Annotated in this window: 21 protein-coding genes; 17 read left to right on the top strand and 4 right to left on the bottom strand. The window is 47.5% G+C overall.

Features of this window, described 5'->3' with window-relative positions; all coding sequences use genetic code 11:
• Positions 1-18 precede the first annotated feature (18 nt).
• The 8 genes from infB (at position 19) to PG915_RS13475 (ending at position 10,361) form a co-directional block, all read left to right on the top strand.
• Complete coding sequence (gene infB / locus PG915_RS13510) at positions 19-2,724, top strand: translation initiation factor IF-2 (protein ID WP_353496981.1); 2,706 nt, start codon at positions 19-21, stop codon at positions 2,722-2,724.
• Between the two features lie 108 nt (positions 2,725-2,832).
• Entirely contained in the window at positions 2,833-3,249 is a 417-nt protein-coding gene (rbfA, locus tag PG915_RS13505; RefSeq protein WP_103879120.1) for a 30S ribosome-binding factor RbfA, read from the top strand.
• Positions 3,249-4,199 (top strand): tRNA pseudouridine(55) synthase TruB, encoded by a 951-nt coding sequence (gene truB, locus PG915_RS13500; RefSeq protein WP_353496980.1) that lies wholly within the window; start codon positions 3,249-3,251, stop codon positions 4,197-4,199. Before rbfA ends, truB begins: the two co-directional genes overlap by 1 nt.
• Positions 4,200-4,572: 373 nt before the next feature.
• A complete protein-coding gene (gene rpsO, locus PG915_RS13495) occupies positions 4,573-4,842 on the top strand; it encodes a 30S ribosomal protein S15 (protein ID WP_005380094.1) in 270 nt (89 codons plus the stop codon).
• A 329-nt stretch (positions 4,843-5,171) separates the two neighbouring features.
• Positions 5,172-7,304 (top strand): polyribonucleotide nucleotidyltransferase, encoded by a 2,133-nt coding sequence (pnp, locus tag PG915_RS13490; protein ID WP_353496979.1) that lies wholly within the window; start codon positions 5,172-5,174, stop codon positions 7,302-7,304.
• Positions 7,305-7,477: 173 nt separating this feature from the next.
• Entirely contained in the window at positions 7,478-8,413 is a 936-nt protein-coding gene (gene nlpI, locus PG915_RS13485; RefSeq protein WP_112459596.1) for a lipoprotein NlpI, read from the top strand.
• Positions 8,414-8,533: 120 nt separating this feature from the next.
• A complete protein-coding gene (locus tag PG915_RS13480) occupies positions 8,534-8,947 on the top strand; it encodes a MarR family winged helix-turn-helix transcriptional regulator (protein ID WP_353496978.1) in 414 nt (137 codons plus the stop codon).
• Between the two features lie 73 nt (positions 8,948-9,020).
• The gene (locus tag PG915_RS13475; protein WP_353496977.1) at positions 9,021-10,361 is read left to right on the top strand and encodes an MATE family efflux transporter; all 1,341 of its coding nucleotides are present in this window, start codon (positions 9,021-9,023) and stop codon (positions 10,359-10,361) included.
• Between the two features lie 62 nt (positions 10,362-10,423).
• Here PG915_RS13475 and PG915_RS13470 read toward each other — a convergent pair whose 3' ends face one another.
• The 3 genes from PG915_RS13470 to PG915_RS13460 all read right to left on the bottom strand — a co-directional run bounded on the left by PG915_RS13470 (position 10,424) and on the right by PG915_RS13460 (position 14,529).
• Positions 10,424-11,302: a U32 family peptidase gene (locus PG915_RS13470; RefSeq protein WP_353496976.1), complete on the bottom strand. Its 879-nt coding sequence runs from the start codon at positions 11,300-11,302 to the stop codon at positions 10,424-10,426.
• 12 nt (positions 11,303-11,314) lie between these two features.
• Positions 11,315-12,328: a ubiquinone anaerobic biosynthesis protein UbiU gene (ubiU, locus tag PG915_RS13465; protein ID WP_353496975.1), complete on the bottom strand. Its 1,014-nt coding sequence runs from the start codon at positions 12,326-12,328 to the stop codon at positions 11,315-11,317.
• Positions 12,329-12,489: 161 nt separating this feature from the next.
• Positions 12,490-14,529: a putative bifunctional diguanylate cyclase/phosphodiesterase gene (locus PG915_RS13460; protein WP_353496974.1), complete on the bottom strand. Its 2,040-nt coding sequence runs from the start codon at positions 14,527-14,529 to the stop codon at positions 12,490-12,492.
• A gap of 179 nt (positions 14,530-14,708) precedes the next feature.
• On the opposite strand from PG915_RS13460, the gene ubiT reads away from it, so the two are divergent.
• The 7 genes from ubiT (at position 14,709) to PG915_RS13425 (ending at position 19,198) form a co-directional block, all read left to right on the top strand.
• The gene (gene ubiT / locus PG915_RS13455) at positions 14,709-15,236 is read left to right on the top strand and encodes a ubiquinone anaerobic biosynthesis accessory factor UbiT (protein WP_353496973.1); all 528 of its coding nucleotides are present in this window, start codon (positions 14,709-14,711) and stop codon (positions 15,234-15,236) included.
• Positions 15,220-15,735 (top strand): GNAT family N-acetyltransferase, encoded by a 516-nt coding sequence (locus PG915_RS13450; RefSeq protein WP_353496972.1) that lies wholly within the window; start codon positions 15,220-15,222, stop codon positions 15,733-15,735. The genes ubiT and PG915_RS13450 overlap by 17 nt, the downstream gene beginning before the upstream one ends.
• Positions 15,736-15,901: 166 nt before the next feature.
• A complete protein-coding gene (locus PG915_RS13445) occupies positions 15,902-16,339 on the top strand; it encodes a DNA polymerase III subunit psi (RefSeq protein ID WP_353496971.1) in 438 nt (145 codons plus the stop codon).
• A 16-nt stretch (positions 16,340-16,355) separates the two neighbouring features.
• Positions 16,356-16,790, top strand: a complete 435-nt coding sequence (gene rimI, locus PG915_RS13440; RefSeq protein WP_353498728.1) for a ribosomal protein S18-alanine N-acetyltransferase — start codon at positions 16,356-16,358, stop codon at positions 16,788-16,790.
• 172 nt (positions 16,791-16,962) lie between these two features.
• A complete protein-coding gene (locus PG915_RS13435) occupies positions 16,963-17,754 on the top strand; it encodes a hypothetical protein (RefSeq protein WP_353496970.1) in 792 nt (263 codons plus the stop codon).
• Positions 17,755-17,971: 217 nt separating this feature from the next.
• Positions 17,972-18,739: an SDR family NAD(P)-dependent oxidoreductase gene (locus PG915_RS13430; protein WP_353496969.1), complete on the top strand. Its 768-nt coding sequence runs from the start codon at positions 17,972-17,974 to the stop codon at positions 18,737-18,739.
• Between the two features lie 9 nt (positions 18,740-18,748).
• Positions 18,749-19,198 carry a hypothetical protein gene (locus PG915_RS13425; RefSeq protein WP_353496968.1) on the top strand — a complete coding sequence of 150 codons (450 nt, stop codon included), beginning with the start codon at positions 18,749-18,751 and terminating at the stop codon, positions 19,196-19,198.
• Between the two features lie 88 nt (positions 19,199-19,286).
• Here the strand turns inward: PG915_RS13425 and PG915_RS13420 are convergent, their stop codons facing one another.
• Positions 19,287-20,900 (bottom strand): transmembrane adenylate cyclase, encoded by a 1,614-nt coding sequence (locus PG915_RS13420; protein ID WP_353496967.1) that lies wholly within the window; start codon positions 20,898-20,900, stop codon positions 19,287-19,289.
• A 325-nt stretch (positions 20,901-21,225) separates the two neighbouring features.
• On the opposite strand from PG915_RS13420, the gene PG915_RS13415 reads away from it, so the two are divergent.
• Both PG915_RS13415 and prfC read left to right on the top strand, forming a co-directional pair.
• Positions 21,226-22,362 (top strand): BamA/TamA family outer membrane protein, encoded by a 1,137-nt coding sequence (locus tag PG915_RS13415; RefSeq protein WP_353496965.1) that lies wholly within the window; start codon positions 21,226-21,228, stop codon positions 22,360-22,362.
• A gap of 255 nt (positions 22,363-22,617) precedes the next feature.
• The gene (gene prfC, locus PG915_RS13410) at positions 22,618-24,207 is read left to right on the top strand and encodes a peptide chain release factor 3 (protein WP_353496964.1); all 1,590 of its coding nucleotides are present in this window, start codon (positions 22,618-22,620) and stop codon (positions 24,205-24,207) included.
• Positions 24,208-24,412: the final 205 nt, after the last annotated feature.

The raw sequence follows: 24,412 nt of genomic DNA, 5'->3' as shown, positions 1-24,412 counted from the left end.
CAGCAAGGAGGTAGTTGCATGACAAAACTTACGGTTAAAGCACTTAGCGAAGAGATTGGTACGCCAGTTGAACGCCTAATTGAACAACTTGCTGATGCTGGTCTGAAAAAATCAGAAAGCGATCAGGTGAATGATGAAGAGAAGCAAACGCTTCTTACTCACCTTAAGAAAGAACATGGTGATACATCTGGTGAGTCAGAGCCTACTCGTCTTACGCTTCAGCGTAAAACTCGTAGCACTCTGTCTGTTTCTGCCGGTGGCGGTAAGAGCAAAGATGTACAAGTAGAAGTGCGCAAGAAGCGCACTTATGTCAAGCGCAGTGCGATCGACGAGCAAGCAAAACGTGAAGCTGAGGATGCAGCAAATCGTGAGGCGGAAGAGCGTGCCCAACGTGAAGCCGAAGAGCTAGCCAAACGTGAAGCTGCAGAGAAAGCACAGCGTGAAGCAGAAGAGAAAGCTCAGCGCGAAGCCGAAGAAAAACGTCTAGCAGAGGAAAACGCTAAACGTGAGGCGGAGCAACCTGAAGCAGATACTGCTAAGCGCGAAGAAGCGGAAAAGGCTAAGAAAGAAATGAACGCAAAGAATGCTGAAGCGAAGAAAGAAGCAGACGAACTAAAACGTCGTCAAGAAGAAGAGGCGCAACGTAAGGCGGAAGCTGAAGCGGCTCGTCTAGCTGAAGAAGCTCGCAAACTAGCGGAAGAGAATGCCGCACGCTGGTCTGAAGAAGAGAAAAAATCTAAAGACAACGAAAAAGCAGACTACCACACGACAACCTCTACGTACGCTCGTGAAGCAGAAGATGCTCAAGACCGTAAAGAAGAGAAAGCGCCTCGTCGTCGTAAGAAGAAAGCAAGCCCACAAGAAGACAACCGCGGTGGTCGCGGTGGTCGTAACCAACGTGGTAGAAAAGGCAAATTGGCTAAGCCTACGTCTATGCAGCACGGCTTCGATAAGACCGCTCAAGTTGCTAAGCAAGACGTTGTGATTGGCGAGACTATCGTCCTTTCTGAGCTAGCAAACAAGATGTCTGTTAAAGCAACTGAAGTTATCAAGGTGATGATGAAGATGGGCGCGATGGCGACTATCAACCAAGTTATCGACCAAGAAACTGCACAGCTTGTTGCTGAAGAAATGGGTCACAAAGTTGTTCTACGTAAAGAGAACGAACTGGAAGAAGCGGTACTGTCTGACCGTGATGAAACATCAGAAGCAGTATCTCGTGCACCTGTTGTTACTATCATGGGTCACGTTGACCACGGTAAAACATCGACACTTGACTACATCCGTCGCACTCACGTTGCATCAGGCGAAGCAGGTGGTATTACCCAGCACATCGGTGCATACCACGTAGAAACTGACAACGGCATGATTACCTTCCTTGATACTCCTGGACACGCGGCGTTTACTGCAATGCGTGCTCGTGGTGCTCAAGCGACGGATATCGTTGTTCTAGTTGTTGCTGCGGACGATGGCGTAATGCCACAAACAATCGAAGCGATCCAACACGCGAAAGCGGCTGGCGTTCCTCTGATTGTTGCAGTGAACAAGATCGATAAAGAAGACGCAAACCCAGACAACGTTAAGAACGAACTGGCGCAATACGACGTTATCCCTGAAGAGTGGGGCGGTGAGAACATGTTTGTTCACATCTCTGCGAAACAAGGTACTAACATCGACGGTCTTCTAGAAGCTATCCTACTTCAATCAGAAGTACTTGAGCTAACAGCGGTTGCTGACGGTATGGCATCGGGTGTGGTTGTTGAATCATTCCTAGATAAAGGTCGTGGTCCAGTTGCTACTGTTCTTGTTCAATCTGGTACGCTGAACAAGGGTGACATCGTACTTTGTGGTCAAGAATACGGCCGTGTACGTGCGATGCGTGATGAACTAGGTAAAGAAGTGACGCAAGCTGGTCCATCTATCCCGGTTGAGATCCTTGGCCTATCTGGTGTTCCATCATCAGGTGACGAAGCAACAGTTGTACGTGATGAGCGTAAAGCTCGTGAAGTAGCAAACTACCGTCAAGGTAAATTCCGTGACGTGAAACTTGCGCGTCAGCAAAAAGCGAAACTAGAAAACATGTTCTCTAACATGACTGCTGGTGACGTTGCTGAGCTTAACGTAGTACTGAAAGCCGACGTACAGGGTTCTGTAGAAGCAATCTCTGATTCTCTACTGAAACTGTCTACTGAAGAAGTGAAAGTAAACATCGTTGGTTCTGGTGTTGGTGGTATCACAGAAACTGATGCAGTACTAGCAGCAGCTTCTAACGCTATCATCCTAGGCTTCAACGTACGTGCTGATGCTTCTGCTCGCCGTACTGTAGATACAGAAAACCTAGACCTACGCTACTACTCAATCATCTACCAGTTGATTGACGAAGTGAAACAAGCAATGGGCGGTATGCTTGCTCCTGAATTCAAGCAAGAAATCATCGGCCTTGCAGAAGTACGTGACGTATTTAAGTCTCCAAAACTTGGCGCAATCGCGGGTTGTATGGTAACTGAAGGTACTATCAAGCGTAACAACCCTATCCGCGTACTGCGTGAGAACGTTGTAATCTACGAAGGTGAACTAGAATCTCTACGCCGCTTCAAAGATGACGTTCAAGAAGTTAAGAACGGTTACGAGTGTGGTATCGGCGTTAAGAACTACAACGATGTTCGCGTTGGCGACCAAATCGAAGTATTCGAAATCGTTGAAATCAAACGTACTCTAGACTAATAGACAAAATCGCTACTCAGTATCAAACTTGAGTATTGATGGTTGTTGAATACGCCATGGGGGGCTGGTTATTACCATCCCCCCATTCTTTCTATAGTGAGAAATGAAATGTCAAAAGAATTTAGCCGCACACAACGTGTTGCGCAGCAACTACAAAAAGAGCTTGCTCTTATCCTTCAACGCGAAGTTCGTGATTCTCGCCTTGGTATGGTGACGATTTCAGACGTAGAAGTGTCTCGTGACCTAGCTTATGCAAAAGTATTCGTTACTTTCCTATGTGTTGGTGAGCAAACCCCAGAATCAAGCATTGCAGCACTTCGTGAGCACGAAGCTCATATTCGTATGATGCTAGGCAAGCGCATTCGCCTACGCCTAACGCCAGAAGTACGCTTCCAATACGACAACACACTTGTCGAAGGTATGCGTATGTCTAACCTAGTGAGCGAAGTGGTTAGCGAAGACAAGCGTAAGCAAGATGAAGCTGGTCGTAGCGAAGAAAATGGTGCTGAGGGAGAAGAGCAATAATGGCTAGACGTCGCAAGGGACGTCCAGTCAACGGCGTTATCCTTCTAGATAAACCTACCGGTATCTCATCGAATGACGCTCTGCAAAAAGTAAAGCGCATCTACTTCGCTGAGAAAGCAGGGCACACCGGTGCTCTTGACCCGCTAGCAACAGGCATGCTGCCAATTTGCTTGGGCGAAGCCACCAAGTTTTCCCAGTTCCTATTGGATTCAGACAAGCGCTACCGCGTTATCGCTAAACTTGGTGAACGCACCAATACCTCTGATTCTGATGGCGAAGTCGTAGAAACTCGCGAAATCAACGTAACGCCTGAGCTTCTTGATGAGTGCATCGACAAGTTCCGTGGTGAGTCTGATCAAGTGCCATCAATGTTCTCTGCATTGAAGTATCAAGGTAAGCCGCTTTATGAGTACGCTCGCCAAGGTATCGAAGTGCCGCGAGAAGCGCGCAAGATCACTGTGTATGAAATCGTTCTACATCGCTTTGAAGGTGATGAAGTGGAGATGGAAGTACACTGCTCGAAAGGTACGTACATCCGTACGATCGTCGATGATTTGGGCGAAATGCTAGGCTGTGGCGCACACGTGACGATGCTGCGCCGTACCGCTGTTGCTAAGTACCCTTATGAGAACATGGTGACCCTTGAGCAGCTTAACGAGCTATTCGAGCAGGCACAGCGCGAAGAGCGTCAGCCGCGCGAGCTGCTTGACCCACTGCTGATGCCAATGGACAGTGCAGTACAAGACCTTCAAGAAGCGAATGTATCGCCTGTGCTTGGTGATTTGCTTCAGCATGGTCAGCCGGTGCAGGTTTCAGGTTTGCCAGTGGATGCGCCAGTGCGTATGACTATGGGTGAAGAGCGTTTGTTTATTGGTGTTGGTGCCATGAATGACGATGGTAAGCTTGCGCCTAAGCGTTTGGTTGTTTTTCGTGAGGAAGAGCAGCAGTAGGGTGTGTTGTAAGGTTGGTGGTTGAGAGCTTTGAAGCTATAGAGCTATATAGCTATAGAGCTATAGAGCTTAAGAGCACCCCTCCTAGCCTCCCCTTATAAAGGGGAGGAACTGCTGGCTCGCTGGCGCATCGCCTAGTTGTTTACGTGCGGTGCGACGATAGGAGCTAGCAGTGGTTCTCCCCCTTAATAACGGGGCGCGTAGCCGGGGGAGTTAGAGGGGGTAGAATGCGAGACTCAAAGTGTCTCCACCTTTTTATCTCGTAACCTCTTGCCTTTAATTAATCCCACCCTTATAATCCCCGCTTCGCGTAGCGGCTGAATCAGAGATTGGCTGCTACAACTTTTAAATCTACTCTTATTAGGAGAGAATTATGTCTCTGAATGCAGAAACTAAAGCAGCAATCGTTGCAGAATACGCACAAGGCGAAGGCGACACTGGTTCACCAGAAGTTCAAGTAGCTCTACTTACAGCTTCTATCAACCACCTACAAGGTCACTTCAAAGCACACAAAGGCGATCACCACAGCCGTCGTGGTCTTCTACGTATGGTTTCTCGTCGTCGTAAGCTTCTAGATTACCTAAAAGGTAAAAACCTAGCTCGCTACCAAGACCTAATCAAACGTCTAGGCCTACGTCGCTAATCAGCGTCTGCATAGAAAGTTTGTTAAAAGGGGCTATATGCCCCTTTTTTGTTGGCTAAATTCTTTAGTTAATAGCAAAACTTCCACTAAGTAGTTTATACTACGTCCCGTCTAAACAGAGTTGTCTAACGCGCATTCGTTTAGCCACAATCTGCTCAGTACATTACAGTCCATTTTGTCGACCGCAGGGTCGCGACTATTCCAAGCACATTTGCTCGCTTTAAGCTGTTTAAAGCAACGAGCTAAGTTTGTTTGAACTAGTCGCGATTTGTAATGCATTGAGCGCACAATCAAATGATCTGGACTTGCTCCAGAAAAAAGGAAATACAATGTTCGAAAAACCAGTTGTTAAGTCGTTCCAATACGGCAACCACACTGTGACGCTAGAAACAGGCGTTATCGCACGTCAAGCTACTGCAGCTGTAATGGTAACAATGGACGATACGTCAGTATTCGTTTCTGTTGTTGGTAAAAAAGAAGCTGTGGAAGGTCAAGACTTCTTCCCACTAACTGTAAACTACCAAGAGCGTACTTACGCGGCAGGTAAAATCCCTGGTGGTTTCTTCAAGCGTGAAGGTCGTCCTTCTGAAGGCGAAACACTGACTGCACGTCTAATCGACCGTCCAATTCGTCCTCTTTTCCCAGACGCATTCAAAAACGAAGTTCAGGTAATCGCGACAGTAATGTCTGTAAACCCGAACGTTCAACCAGACATGGTAACAATGATCGGTACTTCAGCTGCTCTTGCTATCTCTGGTATCCCGTTTAACGGCCCTATCGGTGCAGCACGTGTTGGTCACATTGACGGTCAACTAGTACTAAACCCAAGCAACACTGAGCTAGAAAGCTCTAAACTAGACCTAGTCGTTGCGGGTACTGAAGGCGCTGTTCTTATGGTTGAGTCTGAAGCAGACAACCTAACAGAAGAAGAGATGCTATCAGCAGTGGTTTACGGCCACGACCAACAGCAAGTTGTTATCAAAGCAATCAACGAGTTCGCAGCAGAAGTTGCTACTCCAGCTTGGGATTGGGTTGCTCCACAAGAGAACACGACTCTTAACAATCGCATCGCTGAACTAGCGGAAGCTAAGCTTGTTGAAGCTTACCAAATCACTGAAAAGATGGCTCGTTACGATCGTATCCACGCGATTGCAGCTGAAGTGAACGATGTTCTTCTTGCTGAAGACTCAGAAGCGAATCTTAAAGAAATCCACACTATCTTCCACGATCTAGAGAAGACAGTTGTTCGTCGTAGCATCATCGCGGGTAACCCACGTATCGATGGTCGTGAAAAAGACATGGTTCGTGCACTAGATGTACGTACTGGCGTTCTTCCACGTACTCACGGCAGTTCACTATTCACTCGTGGTGAAACTCAGGCAATCGTAACTGCGACTCTTGGTACGCAGCGTGATGCTCAAATCATCGATGAGCTAACAGGTGAGCGTAAAGATCACTTCCTACTACACTACAACTTCCCTCCATACTGTGTTGGCGAAACTGGTTTTGTAGGTTCTCCTAAGCGTCGTGAAATCGGTCACGGTAAACTGGCTAAACGCGGTATCGCAGCAGTAATGCCTTCTGTTGATGAATTCCCATACACAGTTCGTGTTGTATCGGAAATCACTGAATCTAACGGTTCATCTTCAATGGCTTCTGTATGTGGTACGTCTCTAGCACTTATGGATGCGGGTGTTCCAATCAAGTCTTCTGTTGCGGGTATCGCAATGGGTCTTGTTAAAGAAGGCGACGACTTCGTTGTTCTTTCTGACATCCTTGGTGATGAAGACCACCTAGGTGACATGGACTTTAAAGTAGCAGGTACTAACACTGGTATCACTGCACTTCAAATGGACATCAAGATCGAAGGTATCACTAAAGAGATCATGCAAATTGCTCTTAACCAAGCGCAAGGTGCACGTAAGCACATCCTTTCTGTAATGGATGAAGCTATCTCTGGTGCTCGTGAAGATATCTCTGAGTTCGCTCCGCGTATCCACACAATGAAGATCAGCGCAGACAAGATCAAAGACGTTATCGGTAAAGGTGGCGCGGTTATCCGTCAGCTAACTGAAGAGACTGGTACAACGATTGAGATCGAAGACGACGGTACTATCAAGATCGCTGCGACTGACGGTGACCAAGCGAAAGATGCGATTGCTCGTATCGAAGCTATCACTGCAGAAGTTGAAGTGGGTAAGATCTACACGGGTAAAGTTGCTCGTCTAGCAGACTTCGGTGCATTCGTAACGGTTCTTCCAGGTAAAGATGGTCTAGTACACATCTCTCAAATCGCTCAAGAGCGTGTTGAGAAAGTGACTGACTACCTGAAAGAAGGCCAAGAAGTTCAAGTTAAAGTACTTGAAATCGACCGCCAAGGCCGTGTACGTCTAAGCATGAAAGAAGCGGTAGAACAGCCAGCTGAAGCTGCGAATGAAAAAGCGGCACCTGACGCAGAATAATTCGCATTTCTAGACCATTGCGTCTAAAAGCATGCTATAAAGAGGGGGCAATCGCCCCCTTTTTTAGTGCGCGAAGGAAATTACCTGCTATACCATTAAAGCAGCACGGCAAAAAAATTAATAAAAGCCGTCAGTTACGCTTAGCGATAGCAGGCATTAAGGAGAAGAATATAGTGAAGTGGTTTCGAATCTTAGGATTGAGTTTAGTGGCCGTAGTGACGGGTTGTGCATCCAACTCATCAACGCAAGATCAGCAGTGGTTGAATCCACCGATGGCAGTGCCTTTACAAGCCAATGTTCAATATGAAGTCCAGGTTGCAAGACTGACTCAGCTACTTCAGCGCAGCGATCTCGATAACGATGTGCGCGCGAAAATGCATTTCGAGCGTGGTTCTTATTTCAATAGCCTAGGTATGCGCGATTTGGCGCAGCTTGATTTCAACCAGTCGCTTCAATTAAACCCAGCTCAGCCAGTGGTGTTCAACCAAGTCGGTCAATACTTCACTCAGATCGGTGATTTTGACTCTGCGTATGAAGCGTTTGATTCAAGCTTAGAGCTGGATCCTGCCAACTCTTACGCACTTCGCAACCGTTCTATCGCACTGTACTACGGCGACCGTATTCCTCTAGCGATTGAAGGAATGACGCGTTACTACCAAGAGAATCCATCGGATCCGTACCGAGCGCTGTGGCTTTACATCATTTCTCGCCAAGCGAGCCCATCGGAAGCGGCTATTACGCTAAATAAACAGTATCTTGCTCGCAATAACGACTGGGGCTGGATTTTGGTTGCCTTGATGCTTGACCAAGTGTCAGAAGAGCAAGCATTCCAAGCGATCCTAGCGAGCAGCCGAGACAATAATGTATTGGCAGAGCGTCTGACTGAGGTGTACTTCTACCTTGCTAAGCGTCATCAAATCGACGGTGACTACCCAACCGCCGTCTCGCTCTACAAGCTAGCGATCGCACAAAATGTGTATGATTTTGCAGAGCATAAGTACGCATTCCTAGAGCTCACCAAAATCTTTGAAATTGTTCGCGCTCAGCAAGCAGAAGAAGCGAAGAAACAGCAAGAAGAACAAGCGAACGCAGAACCAAGCGACGCCTAGTTTCTCTCAATAAATCCAATACCTTAAAACACCAGCGATAAGCTGGTGTTTTTTTATGCGTTGCAGTTTACTTCCAATACCTCTAAAATAGTTAGCCAAGCTAATTAATAAATAACGTGAATGTCTATAGAAGTCAATTTAGAGAGAATGGAACGCCTCACTGCTAAGGTTTGGCGCAGTTACTGTAAAGAAGATCCATTATCTCACCTTAGCTTTAATGAATATGACTATCTCAAAACCGTGCAAGCCTCCGAGGAGCCGATTAGGCTCACTGACTTGGCTCGAGAGTTAGAGGTGTCCAAGCCGTCAGCCACCAATATGGTCAAGCGGTTGGAGAAGAAGGGGCTAGTGGAACGTTTAGCGTGTCCAGAAGACGCTCGTGCTAAACGGGTAGTACTGACAGAGAAGGCGCGTATCCCTCTAGCGTCAGAGCTGGAAATTTATAGGGTAGTTGCTGATAAATTAAAGGTGAACCTCACAGACAGCGAGTTTACCGAACTCAATCAGCTTCTAACTAAAGCGTTAAAACCTTAATACCTATTCGTTCTTAATCAACAGTAAGACTCTGAAGAGTCATTTGATAACAAATAATCGTAGTAACGTCGTGATGAATCAAAAATCAATTTACCAACAGTTTTGGCGTTATGCCGTACCTACCGTTGCCGCTATGCTGGTCAACGGCTTATACCAAGTGGTAGACGGCATCTTTATTGGACAGTATATGGGAGGCGACGGCCTTGCGGGCATCAATGTCGCTTGGCCAGTGATTAGTGTCATTCTTGGTCTTGGTATGATGATTGGTGTCGGTACTGGAGCGCTGGCGTCGATCAAACAAGGTGAGAGCGATCTTGTTGGTGCGAAGCAAGCTTTGGCAACCGGTTTAATGGCATTGCTAGCGTTGAGTCCAGTTGTTGCTGTCTTACTTTGGCAATACGCCGACAAGATGATCCTGATTCAAGGCGCACAGGGACGCATGTACGATCTCGCGATGCAGTATCTCGACATCTTGATCGTTGGCGGTGTGTTCACACTCGGCTCAATTGCAGTGCCGTTCTTATTGAGAAACGACGATAGCCCAAATATGGCGACTATCTTGATGGTGCTTGGCGCGGTGATCAATATCGTCCTTGATTACTGGTTTATCGCTATTCTCGATTGGGAGCTTACTGGTGCAGCGCTCGCAACAGCGATAGCTCAAGCTGTGGTGACAGTGTTGGGTGTAGGATATTTCTTTACCTCAAAAGCGAAAATGCGCCTTTCACTGCGTGACTTTAGGTTACAGTGGCCACTGTTACCTAAGATATTCTCCATTGGCGTCACAAGCTTTTTCATGTACGCCTATGGCTCTTTTATGGTAGCACTGCATAACGCTCTGTTTGCGGAGTACGGGTCGATGACCTTGGTCGGTGCATACGCCATCTTGGGTTATATCGTTGCTTTCTATTACCTAATTGCCGAAGGCATCGCTAATGCGATGCAGCCACTATTGAGCTACAACTATGGCGCTCGTCGTGAAGACAACATGCGTAAGCTGTTCAATGTCGCCATGTTCAGTTCCGTACTCGGTGGTGCGGTTTTTGTGGGACTCCTTAACCTGTTTCCTTACCAAGCGGTTTCAGTGTTTAACTCCAGTGAGCCACAACTTATCGAATATACGGTAGTCGGTATCCGCTTGCATTTGTTCTCAATGTTCCTTGATGGGTTCATCGTTGTGGCAGCCGCATATTATCAAGCGATCAGTCACAACCGAAAAGCCCTGTTCGTGACATTAGGAAACATGCTGATCCAACTGCCATTCCTCTACGCCATGCCAAAGCTTTGGGGGGTGAACGGTGTGTGGATAGCGTATCCGCTGTCTAACATCGCGTTGAGTTTGGTGGTTGGAGCCATGATGTGGAAAGACATTCGCAAACTGCGTGCGAATGGCTATGAGACGGCAACGGTTTAACGCCACTGAATTGGAACCTTGCCATTGAAAAAGAGCCTCGCTGATTAGCGAGGCTCTTTGGTTTAGATTTGCTTAATATCGAGGCCAGCAATCTGGTGCCAGTAGCCGTTGCACTGGCGATCGAGCGAGGCTTGTGGATTGCTGCCGTCTTCATTGGCTCTGAAACGATCCACTTCTGCAAAGGTATCCAGTCCAAGTGGGCTCAAACGTGCAACATCAACCAAGCCTTCCATCGATTTAAGGTCGTTGATTAGGTTGTACTGATAACCAGATTGCGTTTGGATTCCGTTTAGATTGAATACTGACTGACCTTCTTGGCTCTCTACTTGAAGGCCTGTCGGGTATTTAATACAGCAGGTTTCGCAGTCATCTTTCGCTCGGTTTTCCGCGCGAGCAGTGAAGCAGCGTGCAGAGTAAGCTAACGGCAGATAACCGTGGCTAAACACTTCTACTTCGAATTGACCGCGGATGCCTAAGTCGTCTGCTTGGTTCATGGCGTTCTCAAGCCACTCTCGTGACAGCTCGACTGGCATACACCAACGAATCATGCCTTGCTTAGCAAACAGCTGCAGCGTGCGGGCGTTGTAGGTGTTGACCGCAGGTCCCACGACAAAGGGTACCTTGCTTTCGCTAGCCAGTTGGATAGCGGACACGTCATTAGCTTCAATCGCAAAGTCACCGTTGTCGATGTACTTTTTCATAATATTTACTTCACTCGGCGCTTCGAGCAGTGCCATAGTGGACAGCACCACTTGCTTACCAGATGCGCTGAGCTCTTTAGCAATATCAAACCAATGAGCAGGTTTCATCTCACGGCGTTTGGAACAAACGCTCTCACCCAAATAGATGATATCGGCAGAGCTAGATTTTGCTTGCTCGTAGAAGCTCTCTACATCTTGCTTTGGCCAAAAGTACAGCAGTGAGCCTAATGCATATTTCATGTCGTTTGCTCCTTATTGCCACTTACGGTGGTAAGCACCGAGAGTGGTTTGTGTACCTTCAGAAACGTTCGCCAGAGCGTTGTCCCAGCTTGGTTTTACCTGGTATTGCTCTGGATTACGTTGGTACATATCAATCGCTTCACGCCAAGTACGAGTCACTTGCTCTACGTAGGCAGGACTGCGTTGGCGGCCTTCAATTTTCACTGATGCAACATTGGCAGCAAACAGCTCAGGTAGCATAGATAAGGTATTCAGGCTGGTTGGCTCTTCAAGAGCATGGTAGCGCTTACGCTCACCATCCACTTCCGCCTCAAATCGGCCTTTACACAAAGTAGGGTAGCCGGCGTTTTCACCTTGTGCGTAGCGGTCAATCAGAATGTCATTTAGACGTGATTCTAAGCCGGTTTCTGTTTCTTGCCAGCGTACATATTTTGCCGGAGAACATGCGCCTACTGTGTTTGGTGATTCGCCTGTCAGGTAAGAAGATAGGTAGCAGCGACCTTCCGACATAATACAAAGGCTGCCGAAGGCAAACACTTCTAACTCGACATCAGAGGTCATGTTTCGAGAGAGCTGTTTTACTTGATGGATCGACAGCACGCGCGGCAGTACGACGCGTTTGACATTGAAGTTCTTGTGATAGAAGTCGATGGCTGCCACGTTGGTCGCTGAGGCTTGAACGGATAGGTGCAGTTCAAGATCCGGATATTTGTTTGCTGCATAATCGAGTACTGCGATATCGGCAACGATCAACGCATCCACACCGAGATCGGCGGCTTGATCGACCGCGTTAGTCCAGCGTTCAAATCCATTCGGGTGAGCGAACGTGTTCAGTGCTATGTGCAGTTTCTTGTTGTGGTCGTGAACATATTGAGCCGCGCGCTCAAGCTTCTTACCTGTAAAGTTAAGACCCGCAAAGTGACGGGCATTGGTGTCGTCTTTAAAGCCGATATAGACGGCGTCGGCACCGCAATCAATTGCCGTTTTTAATGCAGGTAAGTTACCCGCTGGGCATAAGAGTTCCATATGCTCAATACCATAATTCTTTCAGTAGAGCGCATTTTATGAAAAGTTACTGTAGGCGAGTTTGATATAAGGCAGGTTTCGCTTAATAAGCAATGAATTAACACCAAAGAGGTAAGTTTGCTGAAAGGTCAACATCGGGCCTCTTTGGATAACAATTATAACTAGTTTCGGTGGCGACGATTTTGGGCAAATAGCGCTTCCACTTCGTGCTTAGGCTGCGGACGGTGGAAGTGGAAACCCTGAATAGAGTTACAGTTGAGATTTGACAGCAGCGTCGCCTGATGACGCGTTTCCACCCCTTCGGCCACCACAGACAAGTTGAGTGATTTACCTAAGTTGATGATGTTTTCAATCACCGTTAGCTGCTTAGGCAGGGTATCAATATCCATGATGAAAGCGCGGTCGATCTTAAGTTCATCAATAGGGAAATGAGCCAGATACGAGAGCGAAGAATAGCCCGTCCCAAAGTCATCAATCGACAGTGCAAAGCCAAGCTTTTTAATAGAGTTCAGCATTTGCAGCGTGTGTTCGCTGTTGCTCATGACGGCACTTTCGGTCAACTCGAAGGTAATGCAGCTAGGATCGAGTCCAGTGCTGCGCAGTAGGCGCTCCATATAATCAATGAGTTTAGGGTTACCAAACTGCTCTGGGGATAAGTTGATCGCCACGCGACCTGGTAAAATGCCCTGTAGCTTCCAGCGTTTAACGGTAGTAAACACATCGCGCATGACCACGCGGCCAAGACTTTCGATCAAGCCCGCTTGCTCAGCAACTGGGATGAAAGAGGCTGGGCTGATGTAGCCTTCTACAGGGTGCTTCCAACGCACCAGAGCTTCTGCGCCATTGATGCTGAAATCGCGCGCGTTAACTTTAGGCTGATACCAAACCTCGAGGCCATTTTGTTGCAGCGCCTTTTGCAGTTCAATTTCCAGCCATAGACGCATTCGCGCCTCTTTGTTCATCTGGTCATTGAACTTGACTAATCGGTTACGACCGCGCGCCTTGGCTTCGTACATTGCAGTGTCGGCATTTTGCAGCAGGATACGCGCATCATTGCCGTCGTTCGGCGATTGTACGCTACCGATGGAGCAGGCGAGTCGTTTGCTAAAGTGGTGTAGATCGAAGGGCTGATTAATTAAGCCGATGATTTTTTCTGCCAGTTCGTCGGCAGCGATATTGCTATCGGGTTCCGGCAAAATGATGCCAAATTCATCACCGCCTAAGTGAGCGAGCACCGCCTCTTGCGGCAAGTAGCGCTTAAGACGTGCCGACACTTCTTGGATAACTCGGTCACCAATGTGGTGGCCAAGTGAATCGTTAATATTTTTAAAGTTGTCTATGTCCAGATAGAGCATGACAAACGGCGTACCAGCCTCAATAAAATGATCGAGACAGCGGGTAAAACCAAGGCGATTATAGAGTTTCGTTAGCGCATCAATGTTGGCATCTTCGTGACTGGTTTGTGTCACTGGGCTTGGCTTTTCATCTAGGTCTTGCACTAAGATTAAGTGCGCATTGGCACCAAATAAATTCGCAGTGTCGACATGCAACGCCAAGCGTCGTTGGATGCCACAATACTCACTGGTCATAAAGTGCAGTGGCACTTTGGCATTGACCTGATGCAGATCGAGTTGCACTCGCTGGTTATCACTTTCGTTGCGAAGCAAACGCGTGAGTGACTCGCCCAGTAAATCACTTTGGCTTGAGTAACCAAATAGTCGTGCCGACGCTGGGTTGGCTGAGATAATACAACCATCTTCGACTAACAATAGCCCATCAGGAATCAGCTCTGTCAGCTTTAAAAACTTAGTTTCAGACTCTTCGAGTGAACGGGTAATGATCTGTTTTTCAGAGGTATCAATAGCATGAAAAACCACATACTCAACCACACCATTGAGCTCAATGGGAGAGACACTAAAATGCAGGCTAGATTCGATGTCCGATTCGTCGAGTGTGACTTCTGCCTCAATCGACTCACCAAGAAAGGCGCGTTCGTAATAAGGTTTGAGCTGGTGGTAGAAACGGGTGCCAAGTACCTCATGATCATTCATGCCTATGAGGTCGCTGTGAGTAAGTCCGGCCACATCGCAGTAGCGATCATTGACCATCCAATAACGGTGCTCGTCGTCTAAAATAGCAAAAAAGAAGGGGCTATTAGACGTTAACTTAGCAAAGTATTCCTTTAACAATTTGGATGACATCAATGTACTACCAGTTCTCTGAAGCGCTTATATATCAGTAACCCACACACTATAACTGTGATTTATCGGTTAGGAAAGGGTTAAGACAAAAGCAAAAAATTTTTGACGCACAACAGGATTTTTTTTGTACGAATACCGTATTATGGCGTTTCTTAAGTACAAACTAACGGAAAAACCGCGTGTTAGACAAGATTCGTAGTCAACTAGTTAAAAACGCAGCACAAATTTTGCGATCTCCAGTCCATTTTCTGCCGAACAAAATTCAGAATCGTGCCTTGCTTGAAGGACTAAAAACCGTTTTTAAAGAAGCACTTGAGGATGGTGACTTCGAATTTCTTGAAGACAAGTGGTTGAAAGTTCATATTCGTGATCTAAACCTCAGTTGGTACATTTCCTACAGCGATGAATCACTGATTGTTGCCGATTTTGAGCCACAAGAAGATGTCAGCTTCAGCGGTAATCTCAATGACTTAGTTTTGATCGCTGGTCGTAAAGAAGACCCGGATACGTTATTCTTCCAACGCCGCTTAAGTATCGAAGGCGATACTGAGTTGGGTCTAGAAGTGAAAAACTTGATGGACAGTGTCGATCTTGATGCGCTGCCAAAGCCGATGCTATCTGCACTCATGCACTTAGCTGAATTTGTACATAAAGGGTTGCAACCCGACTCTGAGGTGAAAGAGGTGTCCAATGCTTATTCGAACTGAGGCACCTGCCGACATATTGGCGATTGACCGCCTACTGAAGTCGGTGTTTGAAACCGACGCCGAAGCCAATCTGGTCATGGTGCTGCGTGAAAACAGCCGATTAACGCTCTCTTTGGTTGCGTGCAGTGATGAAGGCGAGGTGATTGGTCATGTACTGTTTACACCAGTATCGATAGATGGCGAAGAGCTGTCTTGGCAAGGGCTTGCACCACTTGCTGTGGCGACGTCACACCAAGGTAAAGGTATCGCGAAAGCTTTGGTTAAAGAGGCATTCGAAACGTTACTCGATTTTGGTTATCCTGCTTGTGTGGTGCTAGGTGACCCGAACTACTACTCGAAATTTGGTTTTACCTCTGCCAGTGAGTTTGGCTTAAAGTGCCAGTGGGAAGTGCCAGAGGGCGCATTCCAAGTGCAGTCATTAACCGAACAGACGATTCCAGAGTTATTGGAAGGCAAAACGGGCACCATTGAGTACAGTCCTGAATTCTTAGAGTTGTAATCGACCTCAGCCTAAGTTTGTCGTTAATCGTAGGCCATACCCTTATGGCCTACATACGTTTTTGGAAGGGCTCGTCGTTTGGCTAACCCTATCTGCTCTGTTACACTTCGCTCAATCGCCTCTGACGGCGCAACATCTTTGCTCAACTCTGAGAACAGGCCAATCTATGCATAACCGCACTACGTTACAGTTGATGGGGATCCAGACCTGGGAATTGACACATCCTGAGCGACTACCGCACAGTGCTCAGGCTCGCTTTTCTTTGCCCGAATCTTGTCAGTTGTTACTTGTCTCGCCGATGAAACCACAAGGTGACAAGGTTGCCTTTTTCGAAAAGATCCTCAAAGCGATGAAGCTTGAACTGTCACAGGCGCTGCATATTACGCCGGACATGCTCAGTCAATTGGATGCAGAGCCGATGCCGGGTTGGATTTGGCTTTGTGGCGTTGAATCGGCGCAACAGCGGCTGGGTCAATGGACAGAACAACATGCCAAGCAGCTCAACCAATCACCACGTACTTTAATCTCGCCACCGCTGGCAGAGATAGAAGGTCAAGATGCCCACAAGCGTCAACTTTGGAATCAAATCCGTGCCAAACAGTAATATTAGCTTCACTCAGATGAGTGAAACACACCTTGATGATGTCATCGCGATTGAGCAGCAAGCCCACAGCCACCCTTGGAAAACGTCGATGCTTACTGAGCTAAATGGACGTGGTGCCCACAATGTGGTGATGCTTGAAGATGATAAAGTGGTGGGCTACTTCTACGCTCAGAATGTGGTAGGGGAAGTTTCATTACTCAACGTTGCAGTGTCGCCGCGTCATCAAGGACAAGGTTATGGCCGTCAGTTGATTCAGCACCTATTGGCCTACTGTGAGTCTTGCCAAGCTGACAGCGCTTGGCTTGAAGTGCGTGAAAGTAATAGCGCCGCAGTGTCGCTTTACCTATCAGAAGGCTTCAACGAAGTAGACAGACGCCGAGACTATTACCCAACTGAGCACGGGCGCGAAGACGCAGTCATCATGTGCTATCACTTCATGTTTTCAGTGTAGTGACGGTCGGACGCCGAGGTAGTTCTATTGTCCATCATGTATAAAATGTAGCGATAGAAATGATGTTCATCCTTCTGGTTTGTATATAGGTTACATTACCCAGAGTTACTTCGATTACCCTACCAGTGCTTCATACTTCCCAGCAATTATTGATAATCATGGGATTAAAAACATGAAGCACTTTTCTACTCTTTCTGCAGCAATTCTTGCCGCGCTAGCGTTCAATGCGCAAGCTACTGAAGAGCAAACGAATGATCCTGCTGATGTAACTCGCCCACAAACCTACCTAAAATTCGATTCTGGCGCGAAAGGCAAAGATGGCCTAACTCGCTTGCAATTGAACATGGCAGGTTCGTATAACGAGAACATCGGTTACCTAGGTCAATTTGAAACTGATTTTCAAACCAACCTAGACGGACAAGACGGTAAGTCGAAGGACTTTGGTCTGTCTCGTATCCGTGCACGTTACTTCCAAGTACACGCGACTGGCTCAGAAGTGCTTCCTGAAATTGGTTTCTCGCTTGATTACATCAGCTATGGCTCTAACTGGGTAGCGAAACAAAGCGGCACTGAGCAAACGGCAGCAGTCGGTGCGGTCGCGAAAGTGATCACCCCGTTTGAAAACTGGGTTTCTTACCCAAATGTGGCTTTGATGCGTAACGAGTACGACAACGGTCGTTCAGAGAACGGTTGGCAAGCAAACTGGTTCAACTCGTTCTACCTATCAGAGCAAGGTCACTACGTAACAGTGAACCCACAATATGCTAACTACAACAACGCATTCGGTAAGAACGAGCAGTCGCTTGAGCTTAACTTTGAAGGTGGTGTACCGCTAACATCTGACGGCAGTATTTGGGGTAACCTGACCTACTCAGAGCACTTCTTCAAAGCGGGTGGCGAGTCACGCATGAAACACCTTGATGGCAACCGTGAAGTTCGCATTGGTGCGACTTGGTTCTTCTAACCCGGTAGTCAAAACAGTTCCTCTCAACTCTAAGGCAAGGATGCCTTAGTCTCATACTTCAAAAATCCCTTCATTAATAAAATTCATTTATTTTTCAACTTATTTACTGCCTGTTACTGGATCGTTTCCAGTTACTAACTGCTGTCAAATGCGCTCAATCGTTACACTGGTTCACAGTGAAATTTTAACCCTGTTTAATCAATGAGGACGCAGAACAATGTCTATGCCTTTTCAGCTCACAGACAAAGTTGTGGTGTTAATTGGTGGTACTTCGGGTATCGGTGAAGCGATAGCCAAACGTCTAATCAATGCTGGCGCCAAACTGATGATTGCTGGCATCAATGCCAATGAACCAGAATTGCAAACCCTAGAGGCACACTATGTCTATGCCGACGTCACCGATGAGTTTTCATTAAGTGAGTTGATGGCGATTGCGTTTGAACGTTTTGGGCAAATTGATGTACTGGTGAACTGTGCGGGCTCGACCAATGGTTACAGCACCATTATGGAATCCAAAAAGTCCGAATATAACGCCAACTTTGAAGTCAACGCGCTGGGTACTGCACTCACCATTAAACATGCGGTGCCATACATGCCAAAGGGCAGCAGCATTATTAATATCGCTTCTGTGGCGGGTACTCAAGGGGTGCCATATCTTGGCGCGCTTGCCAGCTCTAAATGGGCGGTGTTAGGCATTACCCAAACCGCGGCACTTGAGCTTGGCACTAAGCAAATTCGCGTCAATGCCGTGTGCCCAACCTCTGTTGATACCCCGCGCGCTTACGCGTCAGGCGGTGAGCCTCAGCTTCGAATGGAAAAACGTGCAGTACCACTTGGGCGCATTGCGAAGCCAGAGGAAGTCGCGGCGGTGGTGCACTTTTTAGCGTCAGAAGACAGCAGTTTTGTGAATGGTCAGTCGATTGGTGTCGACGGCGGATTTAGCGCAGGCATGAGTATCGATGCTTACAACCAGCTTGCGCAGTAGGAGAGTAGAATGAACAAGTTAAGTCTAATTATTGGTGCCTGTTTGATGATGCTAAGCTCGATGAGCTTTGGTTACTACTGTGATCAAGAAGCCGAAGGTGCTGTCGTTGGTGCAGTCGATGGTGCGGTTACAGGTGCGATTGTTGGCGGCATTGTTGATGGCAGTGATGGTGCAAAAACGGGAGCCTTAATCGGCGGCGGCGCTGGCGCGGTTGGCGGTGCAATTGATGGCGCGTATTATGAAGCTGAGTGCGAAGTAGCCACCGATGTGATCATTGAAGATGAGTACATCGCAGAAGAATACTTGGCCGAAGAGTATATCGAAGAAGAGTACATTGCCGAAGAAGTGGTGGCAGAAGAGATCATTGAAGAAGAGTACATCGCGGAAGAGATAGTCGAGGAGCAAATCGAAGAGGACTATCTTGAAGAGGCGTATGAAGATGATATCTACGATTACTAGCTCGCACTGACTGTCAACCTAATGAACCGTAAACTAAAAAGAGAGCCGTTTGGCTCTCTTTTGCTATCTACTATTTGCTTCCTTTGGATTACAAACGAGCAAGCCCTTCAAGCAGCTTGTTCTTAATCGCGGGGCTGGAGATAAACGCACCTAGGTAGCGCTCTTCATTGCCCTCAAAGTCAGGACGGATTTGTAGCATCTCTTTGTAGCTGGCTTGAGCTTGTTTGAACTCGCCTTTGTACACTTGAATCACAGCTTTCAGCATCGGTACCCAGAATAGGCGGCGTAGCGACAGCTTACTGATGGATTTTTCCGCGCCGTCAAAGTCGTCTTGCATGATTTTGTACACCACAGAAACCAATGAAAACCACGGCGGGCGGAATGGGTTGAGCGCTTTGGAGTTTTCTAGAAGCTCAAGGCCGCGTTCAAACTCTCCCGCCATGCACAATGCCCAGCCACATAGGCCAATTTGATAGGCGGCATTCGGGTTGATAGCGAGTACTTTATCAACGGTTTCGATAATGCCGCTCACATCGTCTTTTAGCTGATACGCCATCAGCATCGCCATTTGTGCTTCTTGGTTGCTTGGTTCAAGCTCCACGGCACGACGAGCGTGATTCAGACCGGTTTCTACTGCATTGTCTACCTGTCCCATACCGAGCATTTCGGCATCGAAATAGAGCACGGCCAGCATGGCATGTAGCAGGGCAATATCCGGTTCGTTTTGCACCGCGCTTAGTAGTGCCTGCATCGCTTGCAGGTGGGTATCTTCGGTCAGTGTCATGAGGTAATGACGATAGCGCAAGGTTGCTTCGTACGTCGACAGATGCTCAATCTTTTTCTGATTGCAGCTGGCGTAGATCTCACGGTGGATAATGCCAAAGCTTGAAGCAAGCTCAGCGACGATTTCGGCGATGATGTCATCTTGCACAGAGAACAAATCGTCGGTGGCTAAATCGCAGGTGTACTTCTCAGCCCAGACTTGCTCACCGCTGTCAGTGCGATAAAGCTTAGCGTAAATGCGTACCTTGTTGCCAAGGGCTTGCATAGTGCCTGAGGTGATAAAAGAGACATTGAGTTTTTCGCCCAGACCTTTTACGTCAGCAGAGGTGCGAGGGTCGATATTGGTGTCACCCAGCGCGTGCATCGATACCACTTTAAGCATGTCAAAACGGGCTAGCTCAGTGGCAAGCTCTTCACCAAAACCTTCGGCGAAGAAGCGCTTCTCGGCATCATCGGAGAGCGACAAAAACGGCAGTACAGTCAGAGTTGGGTTGAGTGCCTTATTGGTGTCACCCACCATTTGGGCTAGTGTAGTTGATTGACGTGCCGCTTGAGGGATCTGCGGGGTAAAAATCGGGCTATAACGACCTTTAGGGATCGATAGCACCAACGGGTCGTTTACCCCTTCCGTTAGGTAATAGGTTTCAAGTGTGCGGCGAACACGCCCCGCTTGAATACGTACAATTGGGTCAGCTTGGTGATCAAAGTCGGCATCACGATCAAACACTTCGGTCGCGATGGTGAACTGTTTGAGTCGATCTCCATTGCCCGCCAAAGTCTGTTCGACGACGAAAGAGAGTAACTGCTTCATCTTCGGGCTTTGGTCGAACGCTTTACTGGAAAGAATACGATTAAGTTGATCCTTCACACGGGTTTGATTTTCTTCGATTCGAATATCTAATGGAGCTTGTTCTGACACCGTTTCTGACTCTCTTTTTGTAGGATCTGCGTATTTTGCCACTTTAGGACATTGAAAAATAGTAACGAGTTCACTTCTTGATGAAAAACTAGATATCACTCGCTACTCATACCAATATAAAGGTATGCATGCCGTTAAAATAATAACCTAAACCATGGACTTATCACTACTAACTATAGACGAGCTAAATGCTTACAGCGAGCGGATAGGCTGACATTTTTACTAAAAAATGCCGCTAACTCAGTGGTTTTTGTTACCTAAACGTGATTATTATGTAACTATCAATACTCAGTGATATTGTGCGTTTTGCGTGCAAGGAGAGGTCATGGAAAAGACGAATAGTAAGATATTTCTGGCAGCTATTTCAGCCTTATGTGTTTCTACAAATGTAGGGGCGATGCAGCAATTCATTGACCCCAAAGACGGTATGTTCGATGCCAGTCAATGGGTGTTGGACAATGCTATTGGTTTTATGCCGGTACCTATCATCATCACTGATCCTGCGGTCGGCGTCGGTGGTGGTGCTGCAATGTTGTTTTTCCATGAGTCTGAAAAGCGCAAGCAGCTTCGTAAAGAAAACCCTGATGAAGTCGTTGGATTGCCACCTAGCGTGACAGCGGTCGCTGCCGCGGGAACCGAAAATGGCTCTTGGCTCACAGGAGCGTTTCACTTTGGCTCTTGGCAGGAAGATGCGTGGCGTTACCAAGGCGGTCTATTTTACGGCTCGTTCAACTTAAAGTATTACCAAGGCGATGTGCCGTTCGATTTCAACATCGATGGTCTCTACTTTATGCAAGATATCGATTATCGGATTGCCGGCAGCAATTGGTTTGTCGGTGCGAAATACTCACTTCTTTCTTCTAAAAGTACATTTGATATAGGCAATGCCATTCCGGGTATCCCACCGATCGATTTCGATCTTGAAGACGCTGGTGTCGAATTAAAAGTGACTTACGATAGCCGCGATACGATCTTTACCCCTAATGATGGCCTAAAAGCGAAATTCAGTACGGATTTTCACAATACAGCCTTTGGCGGCGATGTGGATTACCAAAAAGCGCGAGCTCAGGTGAATTACTTTGCGCCAGTGCGAGAGGATCTCATCATCGGTGTGCGTGGCGACTATCAAACGGTGAGCGACGATGCGCCATACTATGCACGTCCTTTTATCAATATGCGTGGTATTGCCGCGATGCGCTACCAAGGCCAAGACATGGCCTTGGCTGAGCTTGAAGCTCGCTATGATGTGACGCCACGTTGGTCGATTGTTGGGTTTACAGGAACGGGTAAAGCAGTTGAGGATGGTCAGAGTTTTTCTGATGCGGAGTATCAAAGCGTTGTCGGTGGTGGTTTTCGCTATTTAGTTGCGCGCCAACTGAATATGAGGGTGGGTGTCGACGCAGCTAAAGGGCCAGAAGAGTGGGCGTACTATATTACCGTCGGCCATGCTTGGCAGTTATGATCAAAAAAGTGGGCTGGAAGGCTCCAGCCCCAAAATCATCGTGACGATGATTCTTGCGGCGCAGCAGTTAACTTCAGAGACAAAGCCTCCCATATCAATCAGCTGTCCGGAGATAAGACGGCCTGAGGGAAACTAGTGATTGAGAATCAAAGCTAGATCGGTGAAAATAGCGCCCATTATTTTTTCGACGCCTTCGAGTAGTGGTTGAGCCAATGCCTTCAAACGCTATTCTACAAATCAAGAAGATCGAGATTCATGTCAAATCCTCAATTTTTGCAACAAGTTTCTAAGCGTAGAACGTTTGCGATCATCTCTCACCCGGATGCGGGTAAAACCACCATTACTGAAAAAGTACTGTTATTCGGAAACGCGATTCAGAAAGCAGGTACAGTAAAAGGCCGTGGCAGTGCACAGCACGCGAAGTCGGACTGGATGGAAATGGAAAAAGAGCGTGGTATCTCGGTAACAACTTCCGTGATGCAGTTTCCATACAACGACTGCTTGGTAAACCTTCTCGATACCCCAGGACACGAAGACTTCTCGGAAGATACTTATCGTACACTAACGGCGGTAGACTCTTGCTTGATGGTTATCGACGCTGCGAAAGGTGTCGAGGATCGTACTCGTAAACTGATGGAAGTTACCCGTCTTCGCGATACGCCTATCGTTACCTTCATGAACAAACTCGACCGTGACGTTCGTGACCCAATGGAAGTATTGGACGAAGTAGAAAGCGAACTTGGCATGATGTGTGCGCCAATCTCTTGGCCAATTGGTTGTGGTAAAGAGTTTAAAGGTGTTTATCACATCCACCGTGACGAAACGATTCTTTACGAATCTGGCCACGGTCACGAAATCCAAGAAGTACGCATCATCAAAGGTCTTGATAACCCAGATCTTGATGAAGCCGTAGGTGCTGATCTCGCAGAGAGCGTGCGCGAAGAGCTTGAGCTAGTAATGGGCGCATGCCCTGAGTTTGACCTAGAGTCATTCTTAAAAGGCGAACTGACGCCAGTTTACTTCGGTACTGCTCTTGGTAACTTCGGTGTTGACCACATGCTAGATGGTCTGACTAAGTGGGCTCCAGCGCCACAAACACGTCAAGCAAATGAGCGTGACGTTGAAGCAACAGAAGACAAGTTCTCTGGTTTCGTATTTAAGATCCAAGCAAACATGGATCCTAAGCACCGCGACCGTATCGCCTTCATGCGTATCGTATCAGGTACCTACAAGCAAGGTATGAAGATGAACCACGTTCGCACTGGTAAAAACGTCAGCATCTCTGACGCAGTAACCTTTATGGCGGGCGACCGTGCGCGAGCAGAAAATGCTTATGCTGGTGATATCATTGGTCTTCACAACCACGGTACTATCCAGATTGGTGATACCTTCACTCAAGGTGAATCACTGAAGTTCTCTGGCATTCCAAATTTCGCACCGGAGCTATTCCGCCGTATTCGCCTAAAAGATCCATTGAAGCAGAAGCAGCTACTGAAAGGTCTGGTTCAGCTATCTGAAGAGGGTGCAGTACAGGTATTCCGTCCACTACAGAACAACGACCTGATCGTTGGCGCGGTTGGTGTGCTTCAGTTTGACGTGGTTGTTGCGCGTCTAAAATCTGAGTACAACGTTGAAGCGATCTACGAGAGCGTGAACGTTGCGACAGCACGCTGGATTGAGTGTGATGACGATAAGAAGCTCGAAGAGTTCAAGCGTAAGAACCAAACCAACCTAGCGTTGGATGGTGGCAACAACCTAAGCTATGTTGCACCGACTATGGTGAACTTGAACCTAGCGCAAGAGCGTTTCCCAGATGTTAAGTTCCGTGCGACGCGTGAGCACTAATGCTGGTTGATTGAATGGGAAAGCCGCTCGGGAGAGCGGCTTTTTTTGTTTGGCGAGTGGGGGGAGTTAAGAGCCTACCCCTCCTAGCCTCCCCTTATAAAGGGGAGGAACTACTGGCTCGCTAACGCGTCGCCTGACTATAGTTGTTCAGCGATGCGACGATAGGAGCGAGCCCGAGGTTCTCCCCCTTAATAAGGGGGAGTTA

The sequence above is a fragment of the Vibrio sp. CB1-14 genome (assembly GCF_040412085.2).
Taxonomy (GTDB): Bacteria; Pseudomonadota; Gammaproteobacteria; order Enterobacterales; family Vibrionaceae; genus Vibrio; species Vibrio chaetopteri.
Note: the sequence above shows the minus strand (reverse complement) of the source record. Positions and strands in the feature narration are given on the sequence as shown.

Coding starts and splice junctions, on each gene's coding strand:
- PG915_RS13445 (WP_353496971.1), top strand. CDS start 15,902: ATGCATAACCGCACTACGTTACAGTTGATGGGGATCCAGACCTGGGAA.
- PG915_RS13470 (WP_353496976.1), bottom strand. CDS start 11,302: ATGAAATATGCATTAGGCTCACTGCTGTACTTTTGGCCAAAGCAAGAT.
- prfC (WP_353496964.1), top strand. CDS start 22,618: ATGTCAAATCCTCAATTTTTGCAACAAGTTTCTAAGCGTAGAACGTTT.
- rimI (WP_353498728.1), top strand. CDS start 16,356: ATGAGTGAAACACACCTTGATGATGTCATCGCGATTGAGCAGCAAGCC.
- rpsO (WP_005380094.1), top strand. CDS start 4,573: ATGTCTCTGAATGCAGAAACTAAAGCAGCAATCGTTGCAGAATACGCA.
- truB (WP_353496980.1), top strand. CDS start 3,249: ATGGCTAGACGTCGCAAGGGACGTCCAGTCAACGGCGTTATCCTTCTA.
- PG915_RS13430 (WP_353496969.1), top strand. CDS start 17,972: ATGTCTATGCCTTTTCAGCTCACAGACAAAGTTGTGGTGTTAATTGGT.
- PG915_RS13480 (WP_353496978.1), top strand. CDS start 8,534: ATGTCTATAGAAGTCAATTTAGAGAGAATGGAACGCCTCACTGCTAAG.
- PG915_RS13435 (WP_353496970.1), top strand. CDS start 16,963: ATGAAGCACTTTTCTACTCTTTCTGCAGCAATTCTTGCCGCGCTAGCG.
- PG915_RS13460 (WP_353496974.1), bottom strand. CDS start 14,529: ATGTCATCCAAATTGTTAAAGGAATACTTTGCTAAGTTAACGTCTAAT.
- rbfA (WP_103879120.1), top strand. CDS start 2,833: ATGTCAAAAGAATTTAGCCGCACACAACGTGTTGCGCAGCAACTACAA.
- PG915_RS13425 (WP_353496968.1), top strand. CDS start 18,749: ATGAACAAGTTAAGTCTAATTATTGGTGCCTGTTTGATGATGCTAAGC.
- PG915_RS13415 (WP_353496965.1), top strand. CDS start 21,226: ATGGAAAAGACGAATAGTAAGATATTTCTGGCAGCTATTTCAGCCTTA.
- PG915_RS13450 (WP_353496972.1), top strand. CDS start 15,220: ATGCTTATTCGAACTGAGGCACCTGCCGACATATTGGCGATTGACCGC.
- ubiU (WP_353496975.1), bottom strand. CDS start 12,328: ATGGAACTCTTATGCCCAGCGGGTAACTTACCTGCATTAAAAACGGCA.
- infB (WP_353496981.1), top strand. CDS start 19: ATGACAAAACTTACGGTTAAAGCACTTAGCGAAGAGATTGGTACGCCA.
- PG915_RS13475 (WP_353496977.1), top strand. CDS start 9,021: ATGAATCAAAAATCAATTTACCAACAGTTTTGGCGTTATGCCGTACCT.
- pnp (WP_353496979.1), top strand. CDS start 5,172: ATGTTCGAAAAACCAGTTGTTAAGTCGTTCCAATACGGCAACCACACT.